Source organism: Streptomyces sp. NPDC046925, from assembly GCF_040644915.1.
GTDB lineage: Bacteria > Actinomycetota > Actinomycetes > Streptomycetales > Streptomycetaceae > Streptomyces.
Genome location: NZ_JBEYWZ010000004.1, coordinates 515,135 through 541,006 on the forward strand (window position 1 = coordinate 515,135; position 25,872 = coordinate 541,006).

Below are 25,872 nucleotides of genomic sequence, written 5' to 3' on the forward strand. Positions count from 1 at the left end.
GCACAGTGCACCGTCGTCTCCTCACCGCGGCTCCGGGGCAGGGCGGTGCTCGTCAACAAGCGCCTTGCAGAGCCGAAATCGCTCTCGGTTCCGGCAGTGTTGCAGGTGAGCAGGACCCTGGCTCATGACGCCGTGCTGACTGCGCGGCCCCGCTTCGTATCCGCCGAACGAACTCAGGGGCTTGAGGATTCAGGCCTGACCACGCCGGGACAACTGGTGCAACCCGGGCACCTCTTGATGGGGGCGGCCTCGCCCTTGGGCGACGGGCCGCGGCGCACCGCCGAGGAGCGTTTGCTGGGAACGCTCATCGGTGACCGGGCTGTGGTGAACAGGTCTCTGAGTATGCCTGGCCACTTACCGGGACATGTTCTGGAACAGCGCATCAGCGGTGCCCTGGCAACGGATGCGATTCCGGCTGTCCCCGGCCGGCACCTGCTGAGACGGGGGGAGTACGGCACCCGCATCACCGTCACGGTAGCCGTCGACCAGTCACTGCAGCAGGGGGACATCCTGGATGATGTATCCGGTGTTTCCGCGATAGTGTGCGGTCTCGTCCACGGGCCCTCGCTCGGCCAGTTCCGAGGAGCCGGACTTGGTCGTGGCGCCGGATCACCCCTGGGCACCATCACCGGGCCAGGCTCGCCGAACGGTGCGGGTTCGCCTTGCCGCCCACGGCCTGGCAGGACCGGAAACCGGAGCGCGGTCCACCGGCGGGTACTCGCAGGTCCTCCAACAGCCGCTGTGGAGCACGTCCGGCAACGGTGCGCAGATGATCGAACCTGCCGAGATGCAGTGGCTCATCGAGCACCGTGCGCGCCACCTGGCGATGGAGATCTACGGGCCCCGAAGCGACTGCGCGCGCTGGCGGACGCAGCTCATTCGCTCCATGGACACAGGCAGCAGAACGCTGGCCCCGAGCCACGGTCAGCCGACCGCGCTGCAGGACTCCCCGACCTATGGCGCCCGCCGGCTCGACCTCACCCTGCGCGCGGCTCGTGTGGCGCCGTATCTTGAAGCTCACAGGATCGGCCTGCACCTCATGACCGACGCAGACGTGCTGGTCCTTTCGCAGGGCGAAGTGGTGAGTGAGGCCGTTCTCAACCTCCGGGGACGCCCGGTGCCGGGTGGCCTCTTCTGCCAGCGGATCTTTGGTCCGGACCGCGTGGGCGAGTGCGCCTGCGGGGGGCGACACCGCACCTGGGACGTCGGGGAGTGCAGCGCTTGTGGACACACGCTGGTCGAGCCCCGCGAACGCGGGCGTCGATTCGGCCACATCGAACTACCTGCCCCGGTGGTCCACCCCTGGTATCTCAAGGGCGCGGCCGGGGCGCGACTCGCACGCTCGCTGCGGCTGACCGAGCGGGAACTGCGGCAGGTCGCCGACTGCGAACTGGTCCTGATCACTGACCCCGGCCCCACCCCACTGCTCGCCGGGCAATTGCTGAGTATCCAGGAGTGGCAGGGCATCGCCGGTCGGGCTCAAGCCCGGGCGGTGGCGGGAGGAGACGCCGTCAAGGTCCTTCTGCACCGGGCCGGTGAAGCCGTCCCGGCTGGGCTGTCCCCGGACGCCGTCGTCATGCAACGCTTGCCGGTTCTGCCTCCGCACCTGCGACCTCACGACCGTCTGGAGGACGGACGGATCGTGGAAAGCGATCTCAACCGGCTCTACGGTGCTGTGATTTCCCAGGCTGCTGTACTGCGCAAGGACAATGGCTGGCCAATAAGTGTACGGATGGAGGCGCACCGTCTGCTCCAGCGGAATGTCGACAACCTGTTGGACAACGCTCGCCAAATCGAGCCGACACGGGGCCGCGACGGCAGGACGCTCGTCAGCCTCGCGGGCTGGCTCACGGCCCGTCAGGACTCCACCGGCCCGCTGCGCCACGACTTCCTCCGTCGCTCGGTGGACTACACCGCGCGGGCCCGTCTCGTGGTGGGTCAGCTTCCGGACCCCACCGGGAACGATGTCACTACCGCCCCTGACCATGTCCTTCTCGGTCGCGACCTGGCCCTGCCTCTGGTGGAGCCGCTGCTAGTGCAGGCCCTGATCGCCGGTGGTGCGGCCACAGACGCAACGGCCGCCCGCTCATTGATCAGCGAACGTTCCGAATCCGTCATGCGGCTGCTTGAATCGGTGTGCGAGCAGACTCTGGTTTTGGTCGCCTTCCCATACGGCCCCTGGCGGCTGGTGGCCCTGCGCCTCCACGCAGCCGAGGTACCCGCTTTGCAGGTCCAGTCCGGGCTGCTGGACCTTGTCGGCTGGGAGAATCTGGGCGAACCGGTGCGGATCTTCGGCATCCTGACCGACGAGGCACTCCGGGAGGCGACCGAACTCCTGACGGTTCAGACGCTGCGCCGGGAACCTGCCTCCCGCCCGCCTCGGCCCGCGGCGGCGGACTCCTTCTTTGATATGCCCTGCGAGGAACTGGCAGACCGTATCGCGGACGCCGCGGTGGCCATTGGCTCCTTGCCCATCGGGTCTGACGACGGCCTGCTCCTGTGCGACCCCGGCTGGCTCGCCGGACAGGGCGGCGGACACCGGCTGGATGAGGCAGGGCGAAGGGAATAGTCCCGCGCCACTCAAGATCTCCTACGCGAGCCGTGAGGTCGTGCTCGGACGATGCAGAACCTGCGTGGGGTCTGGGGCCATCACCACGGCTACCGGGACGCCCGCAGGTGGCTGTGCTGGCGCGTCGGTCATGTTGCAGGTCTGGTGATGACGTCGATCGATCACGTGTTGAGGCGTACGCCCGATGCGACGGGCGGAGTTGGTGGCCACCGAGATCGGCCAGAACCCAGTTGCCTCGAAAGCGCCAGGGGCAGCATCTTGTCGTCCCCTGCCGGGTGCTCAATCGGCGATGTCGACGCCGTAGCCGCGCGCGAGGGTGTCGAGGCCGGGTCGTGCCTTGTTGCCGTGGAGGAGTCGATCTCGAGCGGCATCGGCCGGCAGTGAACTTTCAACCGAGGACGGGCCCGGCTCTTGTGCCGGGGCAGGCACAAGAGCCGGGGCCCATCAACGGTTGCGCATCATGATCAACAGCAAGGTCACCGCAGCGATGCCGACCAGCAGCGCAGTTCCGAGCGGTGGCCGCTCAAAGGCGGCATAGGTGATGCCGCCACCGACCGCCAGCACCAGCACCATCTCGGAGTCCAGCCGACTGTTCATGGACTCGATCCCCTCTCACTGAACGAGGGCCCCCTCCGTGGGGCCCGTCGTAAGGGGTGAGAGCCGGAGAAACGGATCCTTACGCGAGTTCTGCAAGATTCTTTGTGGTTCTGCTGCTGGCCTAGTTCTCACTCCAGAGCGCGCCCCGCTCACCAGTGGATTGCGGTGTGGGCGGGTGAAGGCTGCGGTCGTCAATTCGGGGACGACGGTTCAAGCTTCAGCGGGAGAAGGAAGAATAGACAGACCTTGGTCGTCTCTCCGATCCGGCCGGTGGTCGGCCCAACCCATGAAATAGGGGAGACGGTCTCGCGCCGGATCTGGCTCCGACGCTTCTTCGTCAGTCCTTTCCCGCCTTTTCCTGCAACGCCTGATCGAGGAGGACTTCCGCCGCCGCCCGCGCGTGCCGACCGTAGTCCGCTTCGTCCAGAACCATGGCGCGGCTGGCCGCCCCGTCGGCGAGGGTGGCCAGTTGCTCGGCGAGCGGAAGGGGTTCGCGGCAGCCCAGCTCCGTCAGCACCGCGGCGATCAGTTGCACCATGCGCAGCTTCTGTTCCCGGGCGTAGGAGTGCACCGCGCTCTGCGGGTCGGGGAACTCTGCGGCGGCATCGATGAAGGGACACCCGCGCACCGGAGCCGCGTCCGTCACCGGCTGGTCGAACAGCCTGCGGATCCGGTCACGCGCAGGAATGTCCTGGCGGGTCAGCACGCCTTCCAGGGTGGCCCCCGACAGCGCCAGGCCCTGCAAGTGGGCGATGACCAGATCGTTCTTGGTGCGAAAGTGCGCGTAGAGCGTCCGCTTGGACACCGGTGCTTCCTCGGCGATCTGTTCCATGCCGGTCGCGGTGATGCCGTGGGTCGCGAACAGCCGGGCGGCGGCGGCCAGGATGCGCTCCCGTCCGCCGCGCCCTGGCCGCCGGGGTGCCGTGGCCGTCGTACTCGCGGTCGTGTCCATGGGGCAAGTATACGCATTCGTTTACTTGGGGTGGTCTGCCGGGCTAGGGTGACCGCTGGATGTAAACGAGCCCGTTTACTTGAAGTCTTTCGTTCTTGAGGAGCTGCCCCATGAGCAAGTTCGTCCCCGCCGAGCTGAGCAGCTGCGCGGAGAAGCTGATACGCGGCCGTCACGCGACCCGCGCGTTCCGTGCGGAGCCCGTATCCGACGACACGATGCGCAGGATCTTCTCGCTGGCCGGCGCCGCGCCGTCCAACTCCAACGCGCAACCGTGGCAGGTGGAGGTGGTGAGCGGCGCGGCACGTCAGCGCCTGGCCGATGCCTTGCAGAGGGCCCACGCCGAGCGGCGCACCTCGGTGGACTTCCCGTATGCCGAGGGGATGTACGCGCCGGTGCACCAGTCACGCCGGGCGGCGTTCGGCGGCGAACTGTACGGGGCGCTGGACATCGGCCCCGACGATCACGCGGCGCGTGCGGCCTATGACGCGCAAAGCCTGCGCTTCTACGACGCGCCCCACGCCGCCTTCCTGTTCGTCCACGGTGACGCAAGGGCCCGGTTGGCCGCGGATGTCGGCGCCTACATGCAGACGCTGCTTCTGGCGATGACTGCGTACGGCGTGGACAGCTGCCCGCAGGGGCTGTTGAGCTTCTACGCCGATACCGTCCGCACCGAACTCGGCGTCACGGGAGGGAAGCTGCTCGTCGGCATCTCCTTCGGCTACGGCGACGAGGCGGCGCCGGTCAACAGGGTGCGGGCCGAGCGGGCTCCTCTCGAGTCGACCACGGCCTTCCACGACTAGGCGGTTTCGGGTGAGAGCCCCGGGCCCGTTTCCTGCGCCTGGGAGGCGAGCTGAAGCACCACCACACCGGCCGCTGCGTGCGGCGCGGGGCTTTCCGCGCGGTGCTGCCCCCCTCGGATGGTCCCGGGCGCCTGGCCGCGTCGCCGGGCTGGCGGTCCGACACTGCACTCAGTCAGGGGCGGTCTCCTCCGGCAGCGCTGTTCCCCGCGCTCGTCAGGACCGTGCTCGCGACGACGTCGAAGAGGTGATCGGCGCGCGGCGCGAGCGAGGGCTGGTCGCCGAGCCAGGCAAGCATGGCGATCAGCGCGAACAGGTCGTCGCCGTCGATGTCGCTCCGCGCCGTGCCCGCGTCCCGGGCACGGTGAAGGAGTCGCGCACCGGCTGCGCGCAGGGTGACGCACGAGGCGTGCAGTGCGGATTCGGTGTCCTCGATGGCGGCTGCCATCAGCACGGTCACGCCCCGGTACTCGGTCGTCCACGCCACGCAGTCGCGTACCCACGTCACGAGGGCGTCTTCGGGCGGGTTCGACGTCTCGAGGACGGCTGCCTTGGCGGTCAGTTCCTCGAAGCTCGTGTGGAGCAGGGCCTCCAGCAGCGCCTCGCGCGTGGGGAAGTGCCGCAGCAGCGTTGCGAGCCCGACGTCGGCCCGGCGTGCGATGTCGCGCATGGACACGTCGATGCCCTGCTCGGTGATGGCGGCGCCCGCTACTGCGAGCAGGTGGTCGCGGTTCTTCCTGGCGTCGGCCCGCATCTGTAGATCTGTCCCTCTTGACTATCCGGATCAGTGGTCCATATATTCGGATCAGTGGTCCACTTATGTGGATCGCTGATCCGAATCAGCGTATCCCGCGATGCGGGCAGGAGAAAATGATGTCGACACACGCGATGCGGGCGATCCGGCTGCACGAGCACGGCGGCCCGGGTGTCCTGCGGTACGAAGAGGTGGAAGTTCCCCGGCCGGGGCCGGGTGAGGTGCTCGTCCGCGTGCATGCGGCCGGTATCAATCCCCCCGACTGGTACCTGCGCGACGGGATGTCCAACCTGCCTCCCGAGACGAGGCCGAAGTTCGAGCTGCCCGTGATTCCGGGTACGGACGTCTCAGGCGTCGTCGAGGCGGTCGCCGAGGACGTGGAGGCCTTCTCCGTCGGCGACGAAGTCTTCGGTCTTCTCCGCTTCCCCAGCTTCGACGGCCACGCCTACGCCGAGTACGTGGCTGCGCCCGCCGCGGACCTCGCGCTCAAGCCGGCCGGCATCGATCACGTGCACGCCGCCGGGGTCCCCATGGCCGGGCTCACCGCATGGCAGTTCCTCATCGAACTCGGGCACGATCACCCCTCGCCCTTCCAGGCGGCGACGCACCGCCCGGTGCCGCTCGATGCGGGCGTGAGGGTACTCGTCAACGGCGCGGCGGGCGGGGTGGGACACCTCGCGCTCCAGCTGGCGAAGTGGAAGGGCGCCCATGTCATCGCCGTGGCATCGGGCGCGCACGAAGCGTTCTTGCGCGGGCTCGGCGCCGACGAGTTCATCGACTACACCAAGAACCGCCCCGAAGAGCTCGTACGCGACGTCGACCTCGTTCTCGACACCGTCGGCGGCCCCGACAGCAAGCGATTCCTCCGCACGCTCAAGCGCGGCGGCTCGCAATTCCCCGTGTTCTTCGGCGACTTCGACGAGGAAGAGACCGCCGAGCTGGGGGTCACGGTCACGGCCACCCAGGTCCGCTCGAGCGGCGTGCAACTCGCCGAACTGGGACGCCTCCTCGACGCGGGCACGGTCCGCGTCGCGATCGACAGCACGTTCGCGCTCGCCGACGCCCGGGCGGCACACGAACGCGCCGCCCGGGGACACATCCAGGGCAAGATCGTCCTCACGGTCGCCTAGGGGGGGGCGAGCCCTTTCACCGGGACGCCGCCGACGACAGCGGCAGCCCCTCCCGGGCGTTCCCTGCTGTCGCCGTGCGCACGGAGGGCTTGCCGGGCCGGCTTGCGGCAGCTGTGTCAGGTCGTGCCGGTGTTCCGCCGCGCCCGGAACGCTGCGGCTTTGGTGCGGTTCTGGCAGGCGGTGGAGCAGAACTGGCGGGCGGTGTTGCGGGTGGTGTCGATGTAGACGCGGTCGCAGCGGGTGGCCTGGCAGACGCCGAGTCGGTCTGTCATGTCGCTGTCCAGGGCGAGGGCCAGTCCGGTGGCGCAGCTGGCGCTGGTACTCACGGCGGGGGAGTCGTCCGCGCCGTGGAAGTGCAGTCTCCAGGGCTGGTCCGTATCCCGCCTCAGGCGGGGGCGGGCGCCGGTGGCCACCAGCAGGGTGTTGGCGACGGCTGCCGCGTCATCGGTGTGGCCTGCGGATACCGCCTCGAAAGCGAGGCGCAGTTGTTGCGCGGTGCGGACCAGGTAGGCGGCCTGGTCGGTGTCGATCGTGTGTTCTTGCAGGTAGGGCAGGGCGGCGGTGATCGCTTCGGGCAGCTGCTCGCCGGTCGGGGCCGGGTGGGGCCTGCCGTGGGCTGCGCCGCCGGTCAGCGCGTTCACGAGCGAGGCGGCGTCTTCGAGCCGGTCCGTAACGTGACTGTCGAATAGCACTTGACCAGTCACCTCTCTGCTTCTAGCGTGAGTCAACGTCACTGACATTATCCATGACGCCAGTGACGATGGGAGGGGTGATGCACGGGTCCGCGGACCGCTTGCCGCGCAGCGTCTGGCTGCTGGTCACGGCGCGCGCGTTCAACCGCCTGGGGGCCTTCTCGATGCCGTTCCTCACGGTGCTGGTCAGCAGCGAGTTCGGTGCAAGCACCGCGACGGCGGGGATGGTTGCGGCCGCGTTCGGGCTGGCGACGATCCCGTCACGGCTGATCGGCGGGCGCCTGGCGGACCGGATCGGCCAACGGACCACGATCGTGCTCGGACTGAGCGGTTGTGCGCTGACCCAGACGGGGATCGCCGTGTCCGGGAGCCTGGTGGCGGTGACGGTGTGGGCGGTCCTGTTGGGCCTTGCCTACGAGCTGTACGAGCCGCCCAGCCAGGCGATGATCGCGGACGCCGTGCCGCCGGGGCTGCAAGTGAGGGCCTACAGTCTGCTCAATGCCGCGATGGCCGTGGGCGGCATGGGCGCGGGACTGTTGGCGGCGGGGTTGGGGCGCTGGGACCTGCGGTGGCTTTTCGCGGCCGACGCGCTCACTTGTGCGGTGTGTGCGCTCGCGGTGCGGGCGCTGTTGCCCACGGACCGTCCGGCGCTCTCCGCGGGCACCGCCTCGGTCGCAAGCCCCTGGCGGGACCGGCGTCTGCTGGTCCTGCTGGCCTTCGGCACCGCGTTCGCCCTGGTGCACATGCAGGTCGTCATGTCGCTGCCGTTGTCTCTCGAGCGGCGTGGGCTGCGTCCCGCCGATGCGGGATTGCTCTTCACCACCGCCGCGGTCACGGCTCTGGCCGCCCAGCCTCTGCTGCGCCTGCGGCGGGTGGCCGCACTGTCCGCGCCGGCGGCCCTGGCGACGGGCTGCCTACTGCTGGCCGCGGGCCTGGCCGGCTATGCGGCGGCGTCGGGCCTGCCGCTCTACGTGCTGGCCACGGTGGTGTGCGGGCTCGGGGATTTGCTGATCATGGGACGGGTACTCGCGGTGGTCGCCGGCATTGCCCCGGCCGGGGCGACGGGCCGCTATCTCGCGGTGTACGGCATCAGTTGGGGCATCGCCACCGTAGCGGCGCCGGTCCTGGGCACCCAGCTCCTGGAGCGCGCGGGCGTGCAGGCGCTGTGGGCCGCGATGGCAGGAGTGTGCCTGACGCTGGCCGCGTCGGCCGCGCTGGCCGCCCTGCGACCGTCAACCGGGCGCCGCACGCGGCTTCTCCGGTGGTCATCGCAACGCCCCAGAGCGAGAGTGCGAGGGACGGCAGGATCCCGGTGATCCGAGAGAACCGGGCACCGCCTCAGGGGCCCGGCCGCTGTCTGCTGAGCGGGCCGCGTGCTTCCGGCTCGTGAAGCAGAGGCACAGCCACAACGAGGCATGCTGGATCGGCGGAATCAAGCCGAAGACCGGCAGGCACAAGCGCAACGGACGGCATGCGTCCGGGCGTACGGAGGCGGCGCCACCGGTCATGCGGGTGGCGCCTGCTTCTGCTTGCGGGCGGCGGTTGGGCGCGCGAGGGCGAGCGCGTGCACATCGCTGACCGGCTGCGCGAGAAGGCATCCGCCCGCCGTGAAGGTCAGTTTCTTGAACCCGCCGTCGATGCCGGTCATTTCCAACGACGTGGGCCTCCCGACGGTGCTTGCGCACCCGGCCGTCACCGGGGTGTCCGGTTCGGTGCGGTGCCGCCTGGTATAAGGGTCCGGCGCCGTGGGCCGGTCGGCGAGAGCCGTGCAGCGATTTCACCGGCCCGCAGTGCATCCGCGCCCGCAGTCATCTGCGTGCCGGGCGCTTGGAGCGGAGTCGTTAGGGGGGCGAGCCTGATGCGGGCAGCAGAGAGGGGAACGTCAGTGCTGAAGTCGGGGGTCAAGCGGCTGTTGGGGCGCGCTGGATTCGACATCGTGCGCAGCACCAACAACCGCGGTGGGGTGGACGATTTCATTCCGTTCGAGGCGGTGATGCGGGCCGCACGGGCGGCGGGGTTATCGGTCGGTGACTACATCGACGAGGTCATGAACGGGACGCCCGGCGCCACCCAGTCCACCGTCGATGAACTACGGGCTCTGGGCGTCTTCGAAGCCAAACCTGACTCCGTGCTGGAGGTCGGTCCCGGGTCCGGGCGGTATCTGGAGAAGACGGTGAAGGAGTGTTCGCCGGACCGATACGAGATCTACGAGACGGCAGCGCCGTGGGCGAACTACCTGGTGGACACCTACGGCGTGATCGCCCAACCGACAGCAGGGGCCAGTCTCGCCCCGACACCCGACGGCAGCATCGACCTCGTGCAGGCCCATAAGGTCTTCAACACCCTGACCTTCCTCAGCGCCTGCCGCTACTTCTTCGAGATGGCCCGTGTGACGCGTCCCGGCGGCCGGATCGTCTTCGACGTCATGACGGAGAGCTGCCTGGACCCGGCCACCGTCCGTGCCTGGGCTTCGCAGGGCGGCGATGGCCATGACTCCTACCCGGCCGCCTGGCCTCGCCGGACCTGCGTGGACCTCTTCGCGGCCCTGGACTGTCGACTGGAGGCCAGCTTCCTGGCTCCCATGGGCTTCGCCTCCACTGAAGTGCTCGTCTTCAAGAAGGGGACGTAATCCTCGGCGCCCGCCAAAGGCCGCCTGTGTCGCGGCCGCCTCGGCGCGTGGCGGATGCCCGGGTGGGCGACCTGGTTCGAAGCACATCGCGGGAGAGCGTCCGGCCCCCGGCCGCCCTGACGGTAGCGTGATCGACGTGACGGCTGAGGGCGGTACGGCGGAGGGCGAAGCCCTGGCGGGCGGCATGGTGAACGTGGGCGCGGTCGTCCGCCGCGGCGCCCTGGTGGAACGCCCGGCGCCGCGCACCGCGCGCCCTCCATGCACATCTCCTTGCGCTCGAAGAGCACGGTTTCGACGCGGCCCCGAGGCCGATCCGTCTTACCGCAGACGGCCACGAACAGCTGGCCTTCATCCCGGGCGACGTCGCTCTGCCGCCGTTTCCGCGCTGGGTGATGACCGAGACCGCGTTGAGATCGGTGGGAGGACTGCTGCGGCGCCTGCATGATGCCAGCGCGGCCATCGCGGTGGACGCATCCGCCCAGTGGCCCCGGCCCCTGGCCGACCCGGCGGGAGGAACAATGCTGTGCCACAACGACGTGTGCCCGGAGAACGTCGTCTTCCGCGACGGCCGTGCGGTAGCCCTGATCGATTTCGACCTGGCGGCCCCCGGCCGGGCTGTGTGGGACGTTGCCATGACCGCCCGCTACTGGATTCCCATACTCGATCCCGCGTCCGCTGCGGTTGTCCATCCCGCGGGTCTGGATGCCCCGGCTCGACTGCGCATCCTCGCCGACAGCTACGGCCTGTCCCCGCAGGAGCGCGCCGAACTGCCCGGCGTCATCGAACAGGCCACCGCATCCTGCCGTGCCTTCGCCGCTGACCGGGTGGCCGACGGCGACCCCGCCTACACCTCGGCGCTGTCCGAGCGCGGCGGCTGGCAGCGCTGGGACCGCATCCAGGAGTGGCTGGCAGCCCACCGCGAGTTGTTCACGGCGGCCCTGCTGACATGAAGGGTGCCGCAGGCGGGTGCAGTCAGGGACCGGCCGTATGGTCAGGGTGTCCCCGAGTGCGTCGGGCCTCCTTCATCTCCGCCTCGTACAGATGGGCGTGTCCGTCGACGAGCTCATCTCGCACCTGCTTTTCGATGCTGGTGAAGGGCTGGTAATACGTGGCGTTGTACGACTCGATGACTTGATAGGTCCAGTGGCCGGGAATGACATTGCGGCCCAGGATCTCCCGCTCCAACAGGTCGGCCTGCTGCGCGTGGCCCGCCGCGCGCAGCTCCTCGACAGCCTCGCCCAGCGTGAGGTCCGCGCCTCCGGTCAGTTGGTGGAAGGCGTAGAGACAGCCGCGAGCCTGCTCCACTGTTTCCAGCGCCTTCGACAGCGTCCCCAGGGCCTTTACGGTCGCATCGTCCGCGCCTCCGGGACGTGCAGCCGTGCGATCGGGGCGGTCTTCGTCACTCGTAGCTTCGTTCACAGTCACGAGCCTGCCCGCCTGACCGGACGTTGGCCCGCCGACCTGGCCGCTGGGCCCTCCGGACGGAGCCAACGGGTGATTCCCGGCCGTGCGCAGGCCCGGGCCCCGGGTTCCCGGTTGCCGCCAGCCTGCGGCGATCGGTGTGACCACGTGGCCGATGAGTGGGCTTGCATCGTCGATGCCGAGGCAGCCGCGGTGTGGGTCATGAGTGGCTACGTGCTCAGGTAAGTGCGCATTTCATCGGATCAGGTGACACGCGCCGCGCCCCCCGCGCGCCTGTCGGCGTATTGCCCCTGCGTCCACGCAGGCTGAACTTGCCCCCTTCAGGAGGAGTCTCATGTCTGTACACGCCTGTACATCCCGCCGGATGTCCACTGTCCTCACCGCTCTGGGCGGGAGTATCTGCGCATTTGCTCTGGTGCTGTCCGGTACGGCACATGCCGATCCTGGAGCACCCGAGCCTTCACACCCCGACGATGACTTCGCCGGTTCCCAGATTCTCAGACACGAGGGATCGGCCAGGAGCGGCGTTGCACTCAGCGCGGCCCGGGGCACCGAGGGCGTGGACGTCAGCAGCCACCAGCGCAACGTCGCATGGTCCACCCTGCGGAAGTCCGGAGTACGGTTCGCCTACGTCAAGGCGACGGAGTCCAAGAGTTACAAGAACCCCTACTTCGCCCAGCAGTACAACGGGTCCTACAAGGCCGGCATGATCCGGGGCGCCTACCACTTCGCCACCCCCAACACCTCCAGCGGTGCCACCCAGGCCCGCTACTTCCTCGCGCACGGCGGCGGCTGGTCCAAGGACGGGAAGACACTGCCCGGCGCCCTGGACATGGAGTACAACCCTTACGGAGCCACCTGCTACGGGCTGAGCAAGCGGAGCATGGTCAAGTGGGTCAGCGACTTCTTCAAGACCTACAAGGCGAAAACCGGCCGGGACGCCGTCCTGTACACCTCTACCGGCTGGTGGAAGACCTGCACCGGGAACTACTCCGGGTTCAGCAAGACCCATCCGCTGTGGGTGCCGCACTACGGTTCGTCCGTCGGAGCGCTGCCCGGGGGCTGGAACTACCAGACCGTGTGGCAGTACACGTCAAAGGGAGCGACGGTCGGCGACCACGACCGGTTCAACGGAAGCCTGAACCGCCTGAGAGCCCTGGCGCGCGGCTGACCGATGCCCTCGCGGGCGGGTGCGGTGGTGGCGAGCCTTCTGAACCGGGGTTCAGTCAGACGGAGTTGTCCGCCGAGGTCGTCGGGCAGCCGGTTCCGCCATACCGGGAACCCGGCGTCGCGCGCCCTGAGGGCCGGGCGAACCACCGCAGCGTCCGCATCCTCCTCGGCAGGCACCTCGTCACCGCAGTCCCCTCTCAGACTGCTCCCGGCCCACGGCGGTGCCCGCGGGCAACAGAGGTATCAATAGGGTGTCTCCCATGCCTGCGACGCTGAGTTCCGAAAAAACCGCCGCCGCGCTCCGCAGATCGGCACGGGTCTCCCTCGAGGGGCTGCTGGTTCTGGTGGCTGCTGCGGCAGCCCTGTGGGTTCTGGGTCAGATGTGGTCAGTCCTGTGGCCGCTCGTGGTGGGCCTCTTGCTCACCACGCTGACCTGGCCTCCGGCTCGCTTCCTGCGCCGGCGCGGCTGGCCGCCCGCCCTGGCGGCCTCGGTGGTGACCGTGCTGTTCCTCCTGGTCGCCGCGGGCGTCGTGGCACTGATCGCCGTGCCGGTGGCGTCGGAGTCCGGCGAACTGACCGACGGCGTGACCGAGGGCATCGAGAAATTGCGCCAGTGGGCCGCCGGGCCGCCCTTCAACATCGACGACGCCGAGATCGCGGGCGGAATCGACTCGGCGACCGCACGGATCAAGGACAGCGTCGGCAGCATGGTGACCACGCTGTTCACAGGCGTGAGCACCGTGTTGAACGGATTGGTCACCGCCGTTCTGGCGCTCTTCCTGATGTTCTTCTTCCTCAAGGACGGCCCGCGGTTCCTGCCCTGGCTCGCCCGTCAGCTCCCCGGCCGGCTCTCCACCGACGTGACGACCGTCGCCGCGCGCAGTTGGGACACCCTGGGAGCCTTCGTACGTTCCCAGGCCTTCGTCGGCCTGCTCGACGCGATCTTCATCGGCCTGGGTCTGTGGATCGTGGGGGTGCCCCTCGTGCTCCCGCTGGCGGTGCTGACCTTCGTATCGGCGTTCGTACCGATCGTGGGCGCCGTGTTCGCCGGCCTGGTAGCGGTGCTCATCGCGTTGGTGTCCAACGGTCTGACAGACGCACTGATCGTGCTGGCCATCATCCTGGTGGTCCAGCAACTCGAGGGCAACGTGTTCCAGCCGATCATCCAGAGCCGCGGACTTGGCCTGCACGCGGCGGTGGTCCTGCTGGCGGTCACCCTGGGCGCGAACCTGGCCGGCGTCGTGGGCAGCCTGCTCGCGGTGCCCGTAGCGGCCCTGATCGCGGTGATCTGGAACTACCTGCGCGAGCAACTCAGCGACCTGCCACCGGAACAGGAAGACACTGACGGCACACCGCCGGGTGCCACAGCTTCCTCCTAGTACTCGATCGTGGACCGGGGCTCCTTCGAGACCGCTGATAGGTTCCTGCGGTGAGCGAGCAACTGCCCAGCGGCGGCATCGAACTGTCACCCGGCGAGATCGAAGCCCTCAACGCCAGATGGTCTTCCTGCTGGACCCCCAGTGAGGTGGCGCAGCAGTTGGCCGGGATCGGCACGCCCTGGTACGTGGCCGCGGGCTGGGCGCTGGACCTGTTCCGCGGCAGGCAGACGCGCGCTCACGGGGACATCGAGATCGCGATTCCGGCCGCGAGCTTTCCCCAGGTCCGCCACCGCTTCCCCGGATACGTCTTCGACGCGGCAGGCAGCGGCCGGATCTGGGAGGACGCCACACCGGAGGTGCTGGCCGCCGTGCACCAGACCTGGCTCCGCGATCCGGCCACCGGCAACTACCTGCTCGACGTGTTCCGCGAACCGCACGACGGCGACACCTGGATCTGCCGGCGCGACGAGAGGATCCGGCTTCCCTACGGCGACATCATCCACCACACCAAGGACGGCATCCCGTATCTGGTGCCCGAACTGGTCCTGCTGTTCAAGGCCAAGCACGTCCGCCGAAAAGACCAAACAGACTTCGACGCGACCGTCCCGCACCTGTCCCCGGCGCAGCGCGAGACCCTGGCCGAGCTACTTGAGCGTGTACACCCGGGGCATCCCTGGACGGCGAATCTGTAGCCGGCGGCTGCTGTTGCGCTCACTCAACTGTCGTCGGCTCCCCGCGTAAGCCGCATGGTGCGTATGCCGCGCAGCGCGGCCCGTACCACACTCGCGTGCGGCGACCACCGTGTCAATGTCACCTAGCAGCACTCCCTCCCACGCATCAGCGTGCCCGTCGCGCAACAGGCAGTCGTACGCTTATGGCGCCAGTTGTCGGAAGGCCAGGGCGAACGGGGTCAGTCGGGTGGACTCACGGGCCAGTTGGCGCAGGAAGACCAGGTGGGTGCGCCGGCGGAAGAGCCGGGAGAGCCATGGCTTGACGCTGGGGACATGGGTGGTCGTCTCCGCCGAGGCCAGCGGGATGCCGAGCTTGACGATCATCTCCTGTCGCTCTCGGCGAGTGAGGCCGAGTTCCTCTTCGAGCTCGCGGACGACGGTGTGCAGTTCCTCCTGCGCGGTTCGGATGGCGACGAGATCGCTCTGATTGCGGAGCTTCTCCTCGATGTCGTAGATCCAGTTGCGGAAGGCGGTCGCCTTCGCCGTACGCCGTATCTCCACGGCGGTGGTGAGGAGCGAACGGCGCGTGGTGCACTGGCTGATCACATACGACGCGATGAGCGGGAACTCCGCAGAGAGGGCACCAGCACCGAACTCGTTGTTGATCCGCTCACTGAGGGCCGCGCGGATGGATGCGGTCTCATCCAGGACGAGGTCGCCGAACTTCACGGCCGGCCGGTCGATTTGCGCTTGGATCAGGCCTGAGCGCCAGGAGTGCGGCATATAGGAGGCGCTCATCAGGTGCGCGATTTGCTGGTAGTAGAAGCCCCGGAAGGCGAAGTACGCGAAATTACGGACGGAGGGGTGCTGACGTTCCAGCGACTGGGCCAGCGCACGCAGCCGTTCACCGGCGGCGGCGCCTTCCGGTGTCCGGCGGTGGAGGCCGTCACGGACCAGACGCATGAATTCGTCCGTGTCGTGATAGAAGGGCGGCAGAACGTCAAGCTCGCGGGACGATGGCATGAATCCCAACTGCTCGACGAGTTGTCCGGAGTCGAGTAGATGCGCAAGCTGCGCGGTGCTGATCTCGGTGATGGCGGTGGGCAGTACATATGAGTCGACCATGACTGCGGTGTCGTGGAAGAAGGAGCCTCCGGCGGCTGACACCGTATTAAGGTACGGCCAGGCGTAGTACTCGCGGCTGGAATTGTCGATGGCGAAGTCGTTGAAAAGGACGATCGCTTCGAGCACGTCCATCAGTGACCGCAGGTTGACGCCCGAGGGTAATTCGCGGGGGCGTGCCGGGTCCCACTCGAAGGCTTTCCGCGCCCCGAACACTGTGGTGTTGTCCAGCAGAACGAACCCCCGGTAAGAGGGTCGCTCACCATCCGAATCAGGGTCGCTGCCAGTCATGATGTCCACCCGGCAACTGCCGTGCCGGCGAAGCCGATCAGGGCCATCCGCGTCACCGCATCCATCTGCCCATTGTGCGGCTCGCTGTCCGATCCGGGAATACCGCCCCGCGAGGACTCGCGTCCCGATCGCGGGCGGTTCGAACGGCACTCTCACAGCATCCGCAGCCACGTCGCCCGGATTTCGCGGCGCATCGAGGGGCTGTTGGGACGACTACAAGGGCAGCGACGACCGGGACAACTTCCGGGTCAGGGACTCGCATCCGAACTTCACATCCTTCCAGTTGCGGGTGTACTGGAAGGGCCAGACCTACAAGAAGCACGCCTACAGCGGCGCGACCAAGACGCTGGACATCGGTGACGTGAAGAAGGGCCAGAAGGTCGAGTTCCGTGCGTGTGGCTACGACAACGGCCACAAGATCGGCTGCTCTGGGAAGCAGACGGTCACGGAGTAGCTCCCTGCTCGCGTCACGGCGTCGGGGGTGAGGCCCGGTCGCCGGGACGGGTGGGAGAGTCGCGTCGGGCCGAGGGCGGCGGACAGGGGTGGCGGGGTCAGTGGGTGGGCGTGCCCACCTGGTGGGCGGGGGTCGCCGGTCGGGGACGCAGGAGCTCAGCCGCGGAGCAGTCGGAGTCGAGGTCCTCGGTCAGGCACAGGTTGAGTCCTTGCTCGTCACGCCGGATCAGGGCCAACAGGAGGCAGGGATCGTGTGCGTCAATGTCCAGTGCGACGGTGTCGCCCCGGGTGATGTCGTCGTCGGCGAACGAGGTGCCCTTGGCGTCGGGCGTGCTGAAGAAGCTCCAGTGCCCGGCAGCCGTAGCGGGGCACTCAGTACCTCCCAGCAGGGCTTTGTGGAGCTTTTCCCCGCTCATGACGTGGCCGTCCGTCAAGTCGAGGCGGGCGCCGGCCGGGTTGCTCCATGCGCCGGCAAGAGCCGACTGATGCACGCGGGCTGCCTCACCCCCGGGGCTGGCGCAGCCCGTGCAGGCCCAGGCCGCCACGGCAGCCAGAGCCGCCCACCGTCTCGATGACGTACTCATCCGCATCCCCGCCCCCCAACCGGCTGAACGCGGCCACGATAGGCGGGCGGGGCAGGGAGTCTCACGGCGGGGTGGGGCGGTACACGATCATCGGCAGTCGCCGGGGGAGTGGGCCAGAGCAACAGACGGCAACAAGGGGCAAATGCGCGCGGGCGGAACCCACGACGTGCTGCGGTGGCCGTCGCTCGGCGCTATGTGCGCGCAGCGCCGTACGGCCGGCGGGCGTAGCGCTGGGCGAGGGCGTGGAATGCCTGCTTGGGTTCCCAGTGCCAGTCGGAGTCGGGGTCTTGCGGGGCGTCCCGGATGGTTTTGACGATGGCGTAGCTGGCCATGTCGAGATCGTGCCGTGGGTCTGCGGGCCAGTGCGGGGAATCGGGGGTGACTAACTCGAAGGCGTGCGCCGCGTACAGGCCCATGGCGTCGAAGACGTCGAACAGCTCGCTGACATAGCGTGCTTGGGTCGCCTCGCTGCGCACCAGCGGCTTGGTGAATTCCGGGGGTTGTTTGGTGTGGTCGATGACCTGCCAGGCCATGCCTCCGGCGTCCGGGGCGCCCTTGTAGGCGCAGGTGCCGAACTCGGCGATGGCCAGGGGCTTTCCGAAACGCTGGTAGCGGCGCAGCTCGCGGATGTAGTCCTGGCGGCGGGGATGGTGGGAGTAGTAATCGATGCCGACGATGTCGAACAGGTCCCAGTCGACCTCGTCGTCCTGGGCGGCGGCGTAGCTCAGCGGGCCGTCGAAGACCGCGCGGCCGACCTTCGCCGCCCGCGCGGTGAAACGGTCGAGTCGCTCCTGCACCCGCTCGGGGTGATCGATGGTGCCGTTGGTGAGGTTCTCGATCCGTTCCACGGCGTTGGCGCCCGGAATGATCCCGGGGACGAACAGCCAGAACTCGCAGCCGACGCTGAGTTCGACCTGGGCGCCATGGCGGCGCAGCTGTTCTGCGTGCCGGCCGACTTCGGCGAGATGGTCGAGGATCTCGTGCTGCGGGCGGTCGCCGAGGGTGGGTTCGGCGCGTACTTGGAGCCCGTGTTCGGCTGCCTCCTGCGCGGTGGCCGTGAGCCGCTCGACGCCGTCCCCGGTGACCTTGATGGAGTTGGCGTTGAGGTCGTGCTTGATGGCGTGGATGTCGGCGCGCATCCGGGCCGGGCGGAAGGCGGTCGCCGGGGTCTCGCCCGCCAGGACGGTGTAGCACACCCCGCGGTGGCGCACGCCGCAACGACCGGCGTCTGTCTGGGGTTTTGATGCGGCGGCTGCCGTGCTGTGGCCGGCGGTGCCCAGGACTGCGGCGGCCCCGAGCGCCGAAGCGGCGGTCAGCAGTTGTCTGCGGCTGGTCGTGTTCTGCACCGGTGTGCGGCTCTGTCGTCGTGCGGCAGTTTTTCCCATGTCCTCGACGCTAGGGAGCGGGGCCGCGGGTGCGCCTCGGCCAATGGGCGAGGACCGCATAGCCACTGGTCTACATCTGGATGTGCCCGGTGACTACGGTCCGGCCACTTCTTGGGCCGACAGGTGGCCCCGGTCCGGCTGGGCCAGCGCGCTGGAGAGGCTGGCCGTGACGGCGTCGTCTGCCTCGACTGCCTTGACGTGGGTGGCGTTGGGGCTGTGCTTCGGCGACACAGGGCGTGCCGGTCAACTCGGTCGTCTGGTCAGCGATCTACCCAGTCCGGTGTCCACACGTCGTGCGGGGTTCGCGGGCCTGTGGTGCGCAGGTGGTCGCGCAGTGCGGTCAGGACAGGGTGCTGGTCTCCGCTGCGGAACAGCAGCATGTGCGGGTAGACCGGGGTGGGGTCGTGCAAGGGGATGCGCCGCAGGTCGTGGCTCTGGGGCCACAGGTATCGGTCCCCGCTGCCGACGAGGGTGGCCAGCGCGGCCGAGTCGGCCAGCGCGTCCATCAGGGCCTCGTCACCGAAGTTGGGGCCGAGCGCGTCGATGCTCAAGCCGAAGGCCTCGGACAGCGCTTGGTAGAACGCCGCCCACTCCGCACCCGGCGTGATCCCGGGGATCCAGATGCGGTGGCCGGCCAGGTCCGCAGGCCTGACCCGGGGCGCGTCGGCCAGCGGGTGGCCGGGGCCGACCAGGAGCTGCAGGGGTGCGTCCAGGAGCCGTTCGGCGCTGATCCCGGCCGGGACCTGGTCCGGCGACAGGGCCCGGAAGGACGCGTCGATGGTCCCTTCGAGCACCGCCTGGGCGGCCTGGGCGGCGTTCTCCTTGCTCAGCGTGACTGCGTCCAGATCCGTACCGGGGTGCGAGCGGTAGAACTGGTAGACGGCCTGGGCCGGGGAGATGCGCCGATTGAGGACATCGACGCGCAAGGGACGGCTTCCGGGGCGCACGGCCAACTCGGCCTGTTCGACGGCCGCCAGGATCTTCTTGGCGTGGGGCAGGAAGACCTGCCCGTCCAGGCTCAGCCGGGAGCCCCGGGAGGTCCGCACCAGGAGCGCGACCTCGATGTGCCTTTCCAACGCCGCGATCCGCTTGGAGACCGCCTGCTGGCTGATCCCCAGCTCGTCGGCCGCAGCCTGGAACTGGCCGGTCTCGGCGACGGCCACGAACGTCCGCAGCGCTTCTACATCCACGCTTCGACTCTACTTCCACAACCTTTGGTTGTGTCTGGTGCGGTGCAGGGTTGTTTGATCGGTGTTCTGCACGGTGATGAGATCAGCGCATGTCTACCCGCACAGAGCAGGTTATGTACGTCCAGACCCCTGATTTCGCGCGTCACGCGGAGCGGATCGAGGAGGTGACCGACGCGACGTCTCGACTCAACGTGCTGCCGTTCAGTGACACTGAAGGACGCGCGGAACTACTCTCGGTTGTGTTCGGAGATCGGTTGCCGGAATCGGTGACGATCTACCCGCCGTTTTTCACCGAGCACGGGCTGAACACGACGTTCGGGGAGAACGTCTTCGTCAACCAGGGATGCACCTTCATGGACAAGGGAGGCATCCGTATCGGGAACGGCGTCATGATCGCCCCCAAGGTCAGCCTCATCACCGGAGGCCATCCACTGCCCCTGGCCGAGCGCCGTGAGTATCTCTCCTTCGCCCCGATCGTCATCGAGGACGACGTCTGGATCGGGACGGCTGCCGTGATCACGCAGGGGGTGACCATCGGTGCCGGTGCGGTGGTCGCTGCCGGTGCGGTGGTCACTCGTGATGTTCCGGCCGGCACCGTGGTCGGGGGAGTACCCGCCCGGGTGATCAAGAAGATCGACTGAGCCCCGGCCGGGCTGCCGGCCCGGGTACGCAGCACCCCTGCGGTCTGATCATGGCGGAGGGCCGCGGTGCCCCATCGCCCAGGGGGGTGGGACATCATGGAGGGCTGCTGCGGGTGATGTCCGGGGCGACGGGAGAGACGTGGAGGCGTGGCGGTGGGGTTTCGTGCAACCGGCTCGGGAGGGCACACGGGAAGCGGACCGGAGCCCCTGGCGTACCGCACCCTGACTGCGGACCAGCTCGTGAGTGTGCACGGGCTGGCCGGAGTCGTCTACTACCCGCAGCCGCCCCGAAGCCTCTTCGATACCGCGACGGCCAACTTCCTGAGCAGTGTGGGCCTTCCCGGCAACCGGCTGTTCGCGGCCCGTGCCGATGTCGGCGTGGAGGAGGACGACGTTGACCCCGTCGAACTGGGTCCTCTCTTCGACCTGGACGGACTGGAGTATCCCGCGGAGCGCCGGCACTGGTACACGCTGGGCTATCTGCGCACCACCCTGGTCGTCCTGGACCCCGTCACCGGAGCGGTCCACGGCTACATCGAGGGGGATGACGACAGCATCGTGCTGCACCGCGATGTCGAATCGTTCGCGTTCTGCCTCACCGAACTGCGTCGGCTGCAGGACGCGGGGGAGAGGGGCGAGGATGGTGCTGAGGTGGCCGCCCGCTTCAGGGACACCGTGAACGGTTTCGACGCGCTGCCTCTGGACTGCGAGGAGTCCGAGTGGAGCGTCATGCTGGACGAGTTCGCATCAGGCATGTGGTGAGAAGCAGCAAGAAGTGTTGCCGCCGGGCCCTGCCCGTCACGGCGCCCCACACGGGCCAGCTGCCTTGCGGCGTGCGGGAATTGAGTGGATGGCCGCCGGGCCCGTGCGGGATGCTGCAGGCGTGATCGAGCGAGAAGCCGCAGTGCTTGTTGTCGAGGAACAGCTGGAGCGCGACTACCAAGAGTGGCGGGCGGTGGATGCGCAGGCCCTGCGCATGGTTGTGGGGGACGTCGAGGAGCACGAGCTGGTGTGGATCGTCGACTGGACGTCCCGGGAGTTCGAGCGCACCGGGAATCCGGCGTTCCTGCTGATCGGCTGCGGGCCGTACCTGGTTGACCGCGTCGACGGGGGACTGCATCAGATCGGCGTCGTCTCCGCGGTGCAGGGGGCGTGGGAGGACGACTACCGAGCCCGTATCCGGGGGCTGCCGGTACGCACCGCGGTGGACGATCTGCACGATGAGCTGCACGAAGTCGCCGCTGTGCGAGGACGAATGACGGCTGTGCGGACACTGCGCCGGAGGCTGCCTGTGCTCTCGCCTGCGGAGGCCATCGAGTACGTGAGCGCGCTGCTGGACGGTGATGTACCCGCGCGCCTGGTGGCTGTCGCTGCCGGGGTACTCGTGGAGCCTCTCGACCCGGTATTCGCGGTGACGACCATCAGGGAGGGTGCGGCGCTTCGAGCCGGTCAGGAACTCGACGGGTGAGCCGAGAGTCAGTGGGCATGGCGCGGCGCCCTCCCCGACCTGCGGAAATGAGCGCCGCGTGTCCTCTTGGCCGAACTGGCCTGCGCAACCCCAAGGAGGCTACGCAGGCCGTCGTACCGCAGATTGCGTGGCCCCTTACGGTGTTCGACGCGCGACGGGGCCCGCGAAGTGGCTCCAGCCTCAGCAGACCACGGTGCGGTCGTACTGGCCGCCCAGGGAGCGGTAGAGCCAGCCGGTGCGGTTGGCCATCGTCTTGCAGCCGCTGTCGGGCCAGTGCTTGACGATGACCCTCACCCGCATCGTCTTGCCGCACAGGTTGCGAATGTAGACCTTGGTGCCGCCGTCGGGGATGTTGACGGCGGTGCGCTCGATACACGCGGGCGCGGTGCCGCCCGCGCGGGCGCCGATGTCCGCGGCCGCTACCGTGGAGGCCGGTGCGGCGGTTGAAGTTGATGCGCTTGCGTTCGCCGGAATCGCTCCGGCAGCACCCACCAAGATCAGACCGGCGGTGCCGACGGCAACTCGTCGGGCAGTAAGCATAATTCCCCCTGTTTCTGCTAGCGAAGTGACGGTGAGACGACGCGGGCAGCCGCGTCGAGGTACGGACCCTTGCGGGGCGGTGCCGTGCCGGTCCTTCAAACGGGCCCACGGCGCCGAACCCAGCGGTCCGGACGGTCGTGCGGCAGAACCCTTGCGGTGGCTGCGTCACAGAGCACGCGCTGCCAAGACGTAACCTCAGTCAAGGAGTCCCCCTGCCGCGCGTTGGTGCGGTCAAGACGGAAAACTACTGACAGCGACACCCGGTTCGCATCCCGCGGTCGTATGACCTCCCGCTCCACCCAGCGCATCAGCGGGTAAACCCCGGCGGTACGGACCGCGGAGGTCTCGGCAGGAACCCGGCAGGCCGTGGTCACGAACTACGCTGGCATCCCATTCCAGCAGTCCAGGGAGCATCGTGCCGCCGCCCTTCGCCCACCGGATAACCAAGTACGACCCCGCCGATCGCGACGAACGTGGGCACTACCACGGCGCTGAGGTCACGGTGAGCGACCATGGGCCGGTCGAAGCGGCCTACTTGGAGGCGATCGCCGCCTTCGCGCAGGAGTCGGGCATCGACCGGCTGGAGATCCGTGAACCCGCGGTCACCGGCTTCGTCACCTTCGGCCTGGAGGCGCCCGTTGACGGACACGGCCTCGCCGGGCTGTTTCCAGCTGACCTCGCCGGCTACTACGACGGTGCCGAGGTCTCAGTGCCGGTCGCGCTGGAGCTGGTCCGGGCCATGCTCCGTGACCAGGGCGCCTGGTGCCGGCTGGAGCAGCAGGACAGGTTCACCGTGCACGTCGGGTGGGATCAGTATGTGTACGTCGGCAGTGACCAGCCCTGTGCGGCAGCCGTCGCCCGGACCCGCGAGCTCGGCCTGTTCGCGGAACCGATCACGATGTCGCCCTACGCCGCGGACCTCGAGGAACCAGAGGTGACGCAGGCCGCGGACGAGGAGTTCTGGGAACGAGTACGCGCGGAACTGGCCGTACCGCAGATGCTCCTCCTGGAGGAGAGCTACCTCTACAACGCCACCCGCTGGCACCGTCTCACCGAGCACAACCTCGATACCGTCCGCGCCGTGCTTGGCCCGCGCGCGCTCCTGAGCGTCTGGCCCGACCTCAACCCTGACGTCGACGCGGTCCTTGCCGCGCTGCCGGAGGACGAAACCGTGGACTTCGTCTGGGAAGCGCCGAACGGAACGATCAGCCACGTGACCGTCGACGAGACCCACCATCAACAGCTCGCCACTTCGGTGGCGGGCGCGAGGGCGGCCTGCTCCCTGTCCCTGGCCCTCGACGAACGCCACCCCCTGTTCCACGCTGCTCTCCCCGACAGTGACGGCGTGCTGCGCGCCAGGTGGTGACCTGCTTTTCCGTGTCCTGTCTGCGGCGTCGGCTCGACGCTGCCGTCTGGCTGTGCAGGTCCGGCACGTATGCCGTTTTCGATACGCCGACGATACGTGCTGACTCGTAGCCTGGAGCGCATGCGTGTCTTGATCGTCGAGGACGAGACCTATATGGCAGAAGCCATCCGCGATGGCCTGCGGCTGGAAGCGATCGCGGCCGACATCGCCGGTGACGGCGCCACCGCGCTGGAACTGCTGAGCATCAACACCTACGACATCGCCGTCCTCGACCGCGACATCCCCGACCCTTCCGGCGACGAGGTTGCCAAACGCATCGTCGCCTCGGGCAGCGGCATGCCGATCCTCATGCTCACCGCGGCCGACCGGCTCGACGACAAAGCCTCCGGGTTCGGGCTCGGCGCCGACGACTACCTCACCAAGCCTTTCGACCTGCGGGAGCTCGTGCTCAGGCTCAGGGCCCTGGATCGCCGGCGCGCCCACAACCGGCCTCCGGTGCGGCAGATCGCCGGGCTGCGCCTCGATCCGTTCCGCCGCGAGGTCTACCGCGATGACCGCTACATCGCGCTCACCCGCAAACAGTTCGCGGTCCTTGAAGTCCTCGTCGCCGCAGAAGGCGGTGTCGTCAGCGCCGAAGAGCTCCTGGAGCGCGCGTGGGACGAGAACGCCGACCCGTTCACCAATGCCGTACGCATCACGGTCTCCGCCCTGCGCAAACGCCTCGGCGAACCCTGGATCATCGCCACCGTGCCGGGCGTCGGCTACCGCATCGACACCGCCCCCGACGCCGGGCCCGGGAGCGGTGAGCGTGAATAGGAGTTCGGGCCTGAGCGTCCGCCTCAAGCTCACCCTCAGCTACGCCGGATTCCTCATGCTTGCCGGGCTCCTGCTGCTGGGTGCCGCGGGGTATTTCCTGCTGCGCCGGGGATGGTTGCAGACCAACGAAGCGGGGGCGTGGAGACAGAGTCCGGGCACCGACCTCGTGCGCGGTTTCGCGCCGACGGCAGCCGCGGTCATGGTGTTCCTCCTGGTCTTCGGCCTGCTGGGAGGATGGCTCCTGGCCGGGCGCATGCTCGCGCCCATGGACCGCATCACCCATGCCACCCGGGCGGCCGCGGCCGGCTCACTGTCCCACCGCATCCATCTGCCGGGGCGCAAGGACGAGTTCCGCGAACTTGCCGACGCCTTCGACATGATGCTCGCGCGGCTCGAAGCGCACATCGCGGAGCAGCAGAGGTTCGCGGCCAACGCCTCGCACGAGCTGCGTACCCCGCTGGCGATCTCGAAGGCGCTCATCGATGTCGCCCGCGCCGATCCACACCACGACACCGGCGAACTCGTCGACCGCCTCCATACCGTCAACACCCGGGCCATCGACCTCACCGAGGCCCTGCTCCTGCTCAGCCGCGCCAACCAGCGGTCCTTCGCCCGGGAGCACGTCGACCTGTCCCTTCTCGCGGAGGAGGCAACCGAAACGCTCCACTCGCTCGCAGGACAGCACGGTGTCACCCTCGAGACCAGCGGCGACATCGCCCCCACGACCGGTTCGCCCGCGCTTTTGCTGCAGCTCACCATGAACCTCGTACAAAACGCGATCGTCCACAACCTGCCGGGACAGGGCACCGTCTGGGTCCACACCGGCGTACGCCCCAAGAGCGTGGTGCTCACCGTCGAGAACACCGGCGAGCAGCTCACCCCCCAGCTGGTCGCGACCCTGACCGAACCCTTCCAGCGCGGCACCGAGCGCATCCACACCGACCAGGCAGGCGTCGGTCTTGGCCTGGCCATCGTCAAGACCATCACCGAGGCACACGAAGGAATCCTCACGCTTACCCCGCGCCCCGCCGGCGGGCTGCGCATCACCGTGGAACTGCCCGCGTCATCCGGGGAGTGAGCCCCGAGCCACCAACCCGGACCGCCCGCCCCTCCTTCCGGCACGGCCGCGCCAATGGATGGCCATGACACGGGTGGGCGCGCGCGGAGGTCCGCGCGCCGGTGGATGCCCCAGCGTGACTGCTTTTCCAGTCAATACAGGCATCTGGGTGATCCAGGCGCGAATAGTGCGTTTGA

The 25,872-nt window shown here is 68.5% G+C and carries 26 protein-coding genes and 1 pseudogene; 16 read left to right on the forward strand and 11 right to left on the reverse strand.

Going from position 1 to position 25,872, the window contains the following annotated elements:
• Window positions 1-769 precede the first annotated feature (769 nt).
• Window positions 770-2,569: a hypothetical protein gene (locus tag ABZ906_RS20810; RefSeq protein ID WP_361384497.1), complete on the forward strand. Its 1,800-nt coding sequence runs from the start codon at window positions 770-772 to the stop codon at window positions 2,567-2,569.
• Between the two features lie 444 nt (window positions 2,570-3,013).
• On the opposite strand, the gene ABZ906_RS20815 is transcribed toward ABZ906_RS20810, so the two are convergent.
• Both ABZ906_RS20815 and ABZ906_RS20820 read right to left on the reverse strand, forming a co-directional pair.
• Complete coding sequence (locus ABZ906_RS20815; protein ID WP_361384499.1) at window positions 3,014-3,166, reverse strand: hypothetical protein; 153 nt, start codon at window positions 3,164-3,166, stop codon at window positions 3,014-3,016.
• Between the two features lie 337 nt (window positions 3,167-3,503).
• Window positions 3,504-4,118 (reverse strand): TetR family transcriptional regulator, encoded by a 615-nt coding sequence (locus tag ABZ906_RS20820; protein ID WP_361384502.1) that lies wholly within the window; start codon window positions 4,116-4,118, stop codon window positions 3,504-3,506.
• A 110-nt stretch (window positions 4,119-4,228) separates the two neighbouring features.
• Between ABZ906_RS20820 and ABZ906_RS20825 the strand changes: the two genes are divergently transcribed.
• Entirely contained in the window at window positions 4,229-4,918 is a 690-nt protein-coding gene (locus ABZ906_RS20825; RefSeq protein ID WP_361384505.1) for a nitroreductase family protein, read from the forward strand.
• 172 nt (window positions 4,919-5,090) lie between these two features.
• On the opposite strand, the gene ABZ906_RS20830 is transcribed toward ABZ906_RS20825, so the two are convergent.
• Complete coding sequence (locus tag ABZ906_RS20830) at window positions 5,091-5,669, reverse strand: TetR/AcrR family transcriptional regulator (protein WP_361191940.1); 579 nt, start codon at window positions 5,667-5,669, stop codon at window positions 5,091-5,093.
• A 119-nt stretch (window positions 5,670-5,788) separates the two neighbouring features.
• Here ABZ906_RS20830 and ABZ906_RS20835 point away from each other — a divergent pair, with 119 nt between their 5' ends.
• Window positions 5,789-6,799 (forward strand): NADP-dependent oxidoreductase, encoded by a 1,011-nt coding sequence (locus ABZ906_RS20835; protein WP_361384508.1) that lies wholly within the window; start codon window positions 5,789-5,791, stop codon window positions 6,797-6,799.
• Between the two features lie 116 nt (window positions 6,800-6,915).
• On the opposite strand, the gene ABZ906_RS20840 is transcribed toward ABZ906_RS20835, so the two are convergent.
• Window positions 6,916-7,491 carry a CGNR zinc finger domain-containing protein gene (locus ABZ906_RS20840; RefSeq protein WP_361384511.1) on the reverse strand — a complete coding sequence of 192 codons (576 nt, stop codon included), beginning with the start codon at window positions 7,489-7,491 and terminating at the stop codon, window positions 6,916-6,918.
• 53 nt (window positions 7,492-7,544) lie between these two features.
• Here ABZ906_RS20840 and ABZ906_RS20845 point away from each other — a divergent pair, with 53 nt between their 5' ends.
• On the forward strand, window positions 7,545-8,807 hold the full coding sequence (locus ABZ906_RS20845) for an MFS transporter (protein ID WP_361384514.1): 1,263 nt from the start codon (window positions 7,545-7,547) through the stop codon (window positions 8,805-8,807).
• Window positions 8,808-8,995: 188 nt separating this feature from the next.
• Here ABZ906_RS20845 and ABZ906_RS20850 read toward each other — a convergent pair whose 3' ends face one another.
• Window positions 8,996-9,139, reverse strand: coding sequence for a hypothetical protein (locus tag ABZ906_RS20850; RefSeq protein WP_361384517.1), 144 nt, complete (start codon window positions 9,137-9,139; stop codon window positions 8,996-8,998).
• Window positions 9,140-9,349: 210 nt separating this feature from the next.
• Here ABZ906_RS20850 and ABZ906_RS20855 point away from each other — a divergent pair, with 210 nt between their 5' ends.
• On the forward strand, window positions 9,350-10,120 hold the full coding sequence (locus ABZ906_RS20855) for a methyltransferase domain-containing protein (protein WP_361384520.1): 771 nt from the start codon (window positions 9,350-9,352) through the stop codon (window positions 10,118-10,120).
• Window positions 10,121-10,304: 184 nt separating this feature from the next.
• Window positions 10,305-11,070 (forward strand): annotated as a pseudogene (locus ABZ906_RS20860) (phosphotransferase).
• Window positions 11,071-11,092: 22 nt separating this feature from the next.
• Here the strand turns inward: ABZ906_RS20860 and ABZ906_RS20865 are convergent.
• Complete coding sequence (locus ABZ906_RS20865; RefSeq protein ID WP_361384523.1) at window positions 11,093-11,539, reverse strand: hypothetical protein; 447 nt, start codon at window positions 11,537-11,539, stop codon at window positions 11,093-11,095.
• 337 nt (window positions 11,540-11,876) lie between these two features.
• Here ABZ906_RS20865 and ABZ906_RS20870 point away from each other — a divergent pair, with 337 nt between their 5' ends.
• The 3 genes from ABZ906_RS20870 to ABZ906_RS20880 all read left to right on the forward strand — a co-directional run bounded on the left by ABZ906_RS20870 (window position 11,877) and on the right by ABZ906_RS20880 (window position 14,783).
• Window positions 11,877-12,713: a lysozyme gene (locus ABZ906_RS20870; protein WP_361384526.1), complete on the forward strand. Its 837-nt coding sequence runs from the start codon at window positions 11,877-11,879 to the stop codon at window positions 12,711-12,713.
• 259 nt (window positions 12,714-12,972) lie between these two features.
• The gene (locus ABZ906_RS20875; protein WP_361191923.1) at window positions 12,973-14,091 is read left to right on the forward strand and encodes an AI-2E family transporter; all 1,119 of its coding nucleotides are present in this window, start codon (window positions 12,973-12,975) and stop codon (window positions 14,089-14,091) included.
• Between the two features lie 50 nt (window positions 14,092-14,141).
• Entirely contained in the window at window positions 14,142-14,783 is a 642-nt protein-coding gene (locus ABZ906_RS20880) for a hypothetical protein (protein WP_361384529.1), read from the forward strand.
• A gap of 180 nt (window positions 14,784-14,963) precedes the next feature.
• Here the strand turns inward: ABZ906_RS20880 and ABZ906_RS20885 are convergent, their stop codons facing one another.
• On the reverse strand, window positions 14,964-16,175 hold the full coding sequence (locus tag ABZ906_RS20885) for a hypothetical protein (protein WP_361191920.1): 1,212 nt from the start codon (window positions 16,173-16,175) through the stop codon (window positions 14,964-14,966).
• A 283-nt stretch (window positions 16,176-16,458) separates the two neighbouring features.
• Here ABZ906_RS20885 and ABZ906_RS20890 point away from each other — a divergent pair, with 283 nt between their 5' ends.
• A complete protein-coding gene (locus tag ABZ906_RS20890) occupies window positions 16,459-16,629 on the forward strand; it encodes a hypothetical protein (protein ID WP_361384532.1) in 171 nt (56 codons plus the stop codon).
• Window positions 16,630-16,726: 97 nt separating this feature from the next.
• On the opposite strand, the gene ABZ906_RS20895 is transcribed toward ABZ906_RS20890, so the two are convergent.
• From ABZ906_RS20895 to ABZ906_RS20905, 3 genes are all read right to left on the reverse strand, one after another.
• Window positions 16,727-17,044, reverse strand: coding sequence for a hypothetical protein (locus ABZ906_RS20895; protein ID WP_361384535.1), 318 nt, complete (start codon window positions 17,042-17,044; stop codon window positions 16,727-16,729).
• A gap of 359 nt (window positions 17,045-17,403) precedes the next feature.
• A complete protein-coding gene (locus ABZ906_RS20900) occupies window positions 17,404-18,597 on the reverse strand; it encodes an abortive phage infection protein (RefSeq protein WP_361384537.1) in 1,194 nt (397 codons plus the stop codon).
• 260 nt (window positions 18,598-18,857) lie between these two features.
• On the reverse strand, window positions 18,858-19,787 hold the full coding sequence (locus ABZ906_RS20905) for a LysR family transcriptional regulator (RefSeq protein WP_361384540.1): 930 nt from the start codon (window positions 19,785-19,787) through the stop codon (window positions 18,858-18,860).
• Window positions 19,788-19,900: 113 nt separating this feature from the next.
• Here ABZ906_RS20905 and ABZ906_RS20910 point away from each other — a divergent pair, with 113 nt between their 5' ends.
• From ABZ906_RS20910 to ABZ906_RS20920, 3 genes are all read left to right on the forward strand, one after another.
• Window positions 19,901-20,428, forward strand: a complete 528-nt coding sequence (locus ABZ906_RS20910; protein ID WP_361384543.1) for a DapH/DapD/GlmU-related protein — start codon at window positions 19,901-19,903, stop codon at window positions 20,426-20,428.
• Window positions 20,429-20,581: 153 nt separating this feature from the next.
• On the forward strand, window positions 20,582-21,190 hold the full coding sequence (locus tag ABZ906_RS20915) for an SUKH-4 family immunity protein (protein ID WP_361384547.1): 609 nt from the start codon (window positions 20,582-20,584) through the stop codon (window positions 21,188-21,190).
• A 121-nt stretch (window positions 21,191-21,311) separates the two neighbouring features.
• Window positions 21,312-21,896 carry a YrhB domain-containing protein gene (locus tag ABZ906_RS20920; RefSeq protein ID WP_361384550.1) on the forward strand — a complete coding sequence of 195 codons (585 nt, stop codon included), beginning with the start codon at window positions 21,312-21,314 and terminating at the stop codon, window positions 21,894-21,896.
• A 180-nt stretch (window positions 21,897-22,076) separates the two neighbouring features.
• Here the strand turns inward: ABZ906_RS20920 and ABZ906_RS20925 are convergent, their stop codons facing one another.
• Window positions 22,077-22,436, reverse strand: coding sequence for a hypothetical protein (locus ABZ906_RS20925; RefSeq protein ID WP_361384553.1), 360 nt, complete (start codon window positions 22,434-22,436; stop codon window positions 22,077-22,079).
• A 415-nt stretch (window positions 22,437-22,851) separates the two neighbouring features.
• Between ABZ906_RS20925 and ABZ906_RS20930 the strand changes: the two genes are divergently transcribed.
• The 3 genes from ABZ906_RS20930 (at window position 22,852) to ABZ906_RS20940 (ending at window position 25,696) form a co-directional block, all read left to right on the forward strand.
• The gene (locus tag ABZ906_RS20930) at window positions 22,852-23,802 is read left to right on the forward strand and encodes an RNA-binding protein (RefSeq protein WP_361384556.1); all 951 of its coding nucleotides are present in this window, start codon (window positions 22,852-22,854) and stop codon (window positions 23,800-23,802) included.
• A gap of 120 nt (window positions 23,803-23,922) precedes the next feature.
• Window positions 23,923-24,618, forward strand: a complete 696-nt coding sequence (locus ABZ906_RS20935) for a response regulator transcription factor (protein WP_361384559.1) — start codon at window positions 23,923-23,925, stop codon at window positions 24,616-24,618.
• Complete coding sequence (locus ABZ906_RS20940) at window positions 24,611-25,696, forward strand: HAMP domain-containing sensor histidine kinase (protein ID WP_361384562.1); 1,086 nt, start codon at window positions 24,611-24,613, stop codon at window positions 25,694-25,696. Before ABZ906_RS20935 ends, ABZ906_RS20940 begins: the two co-directional genes overlap by 8 nt.
• Window positions 25,697-25,872: the final 176 nt, after the last annotated feature.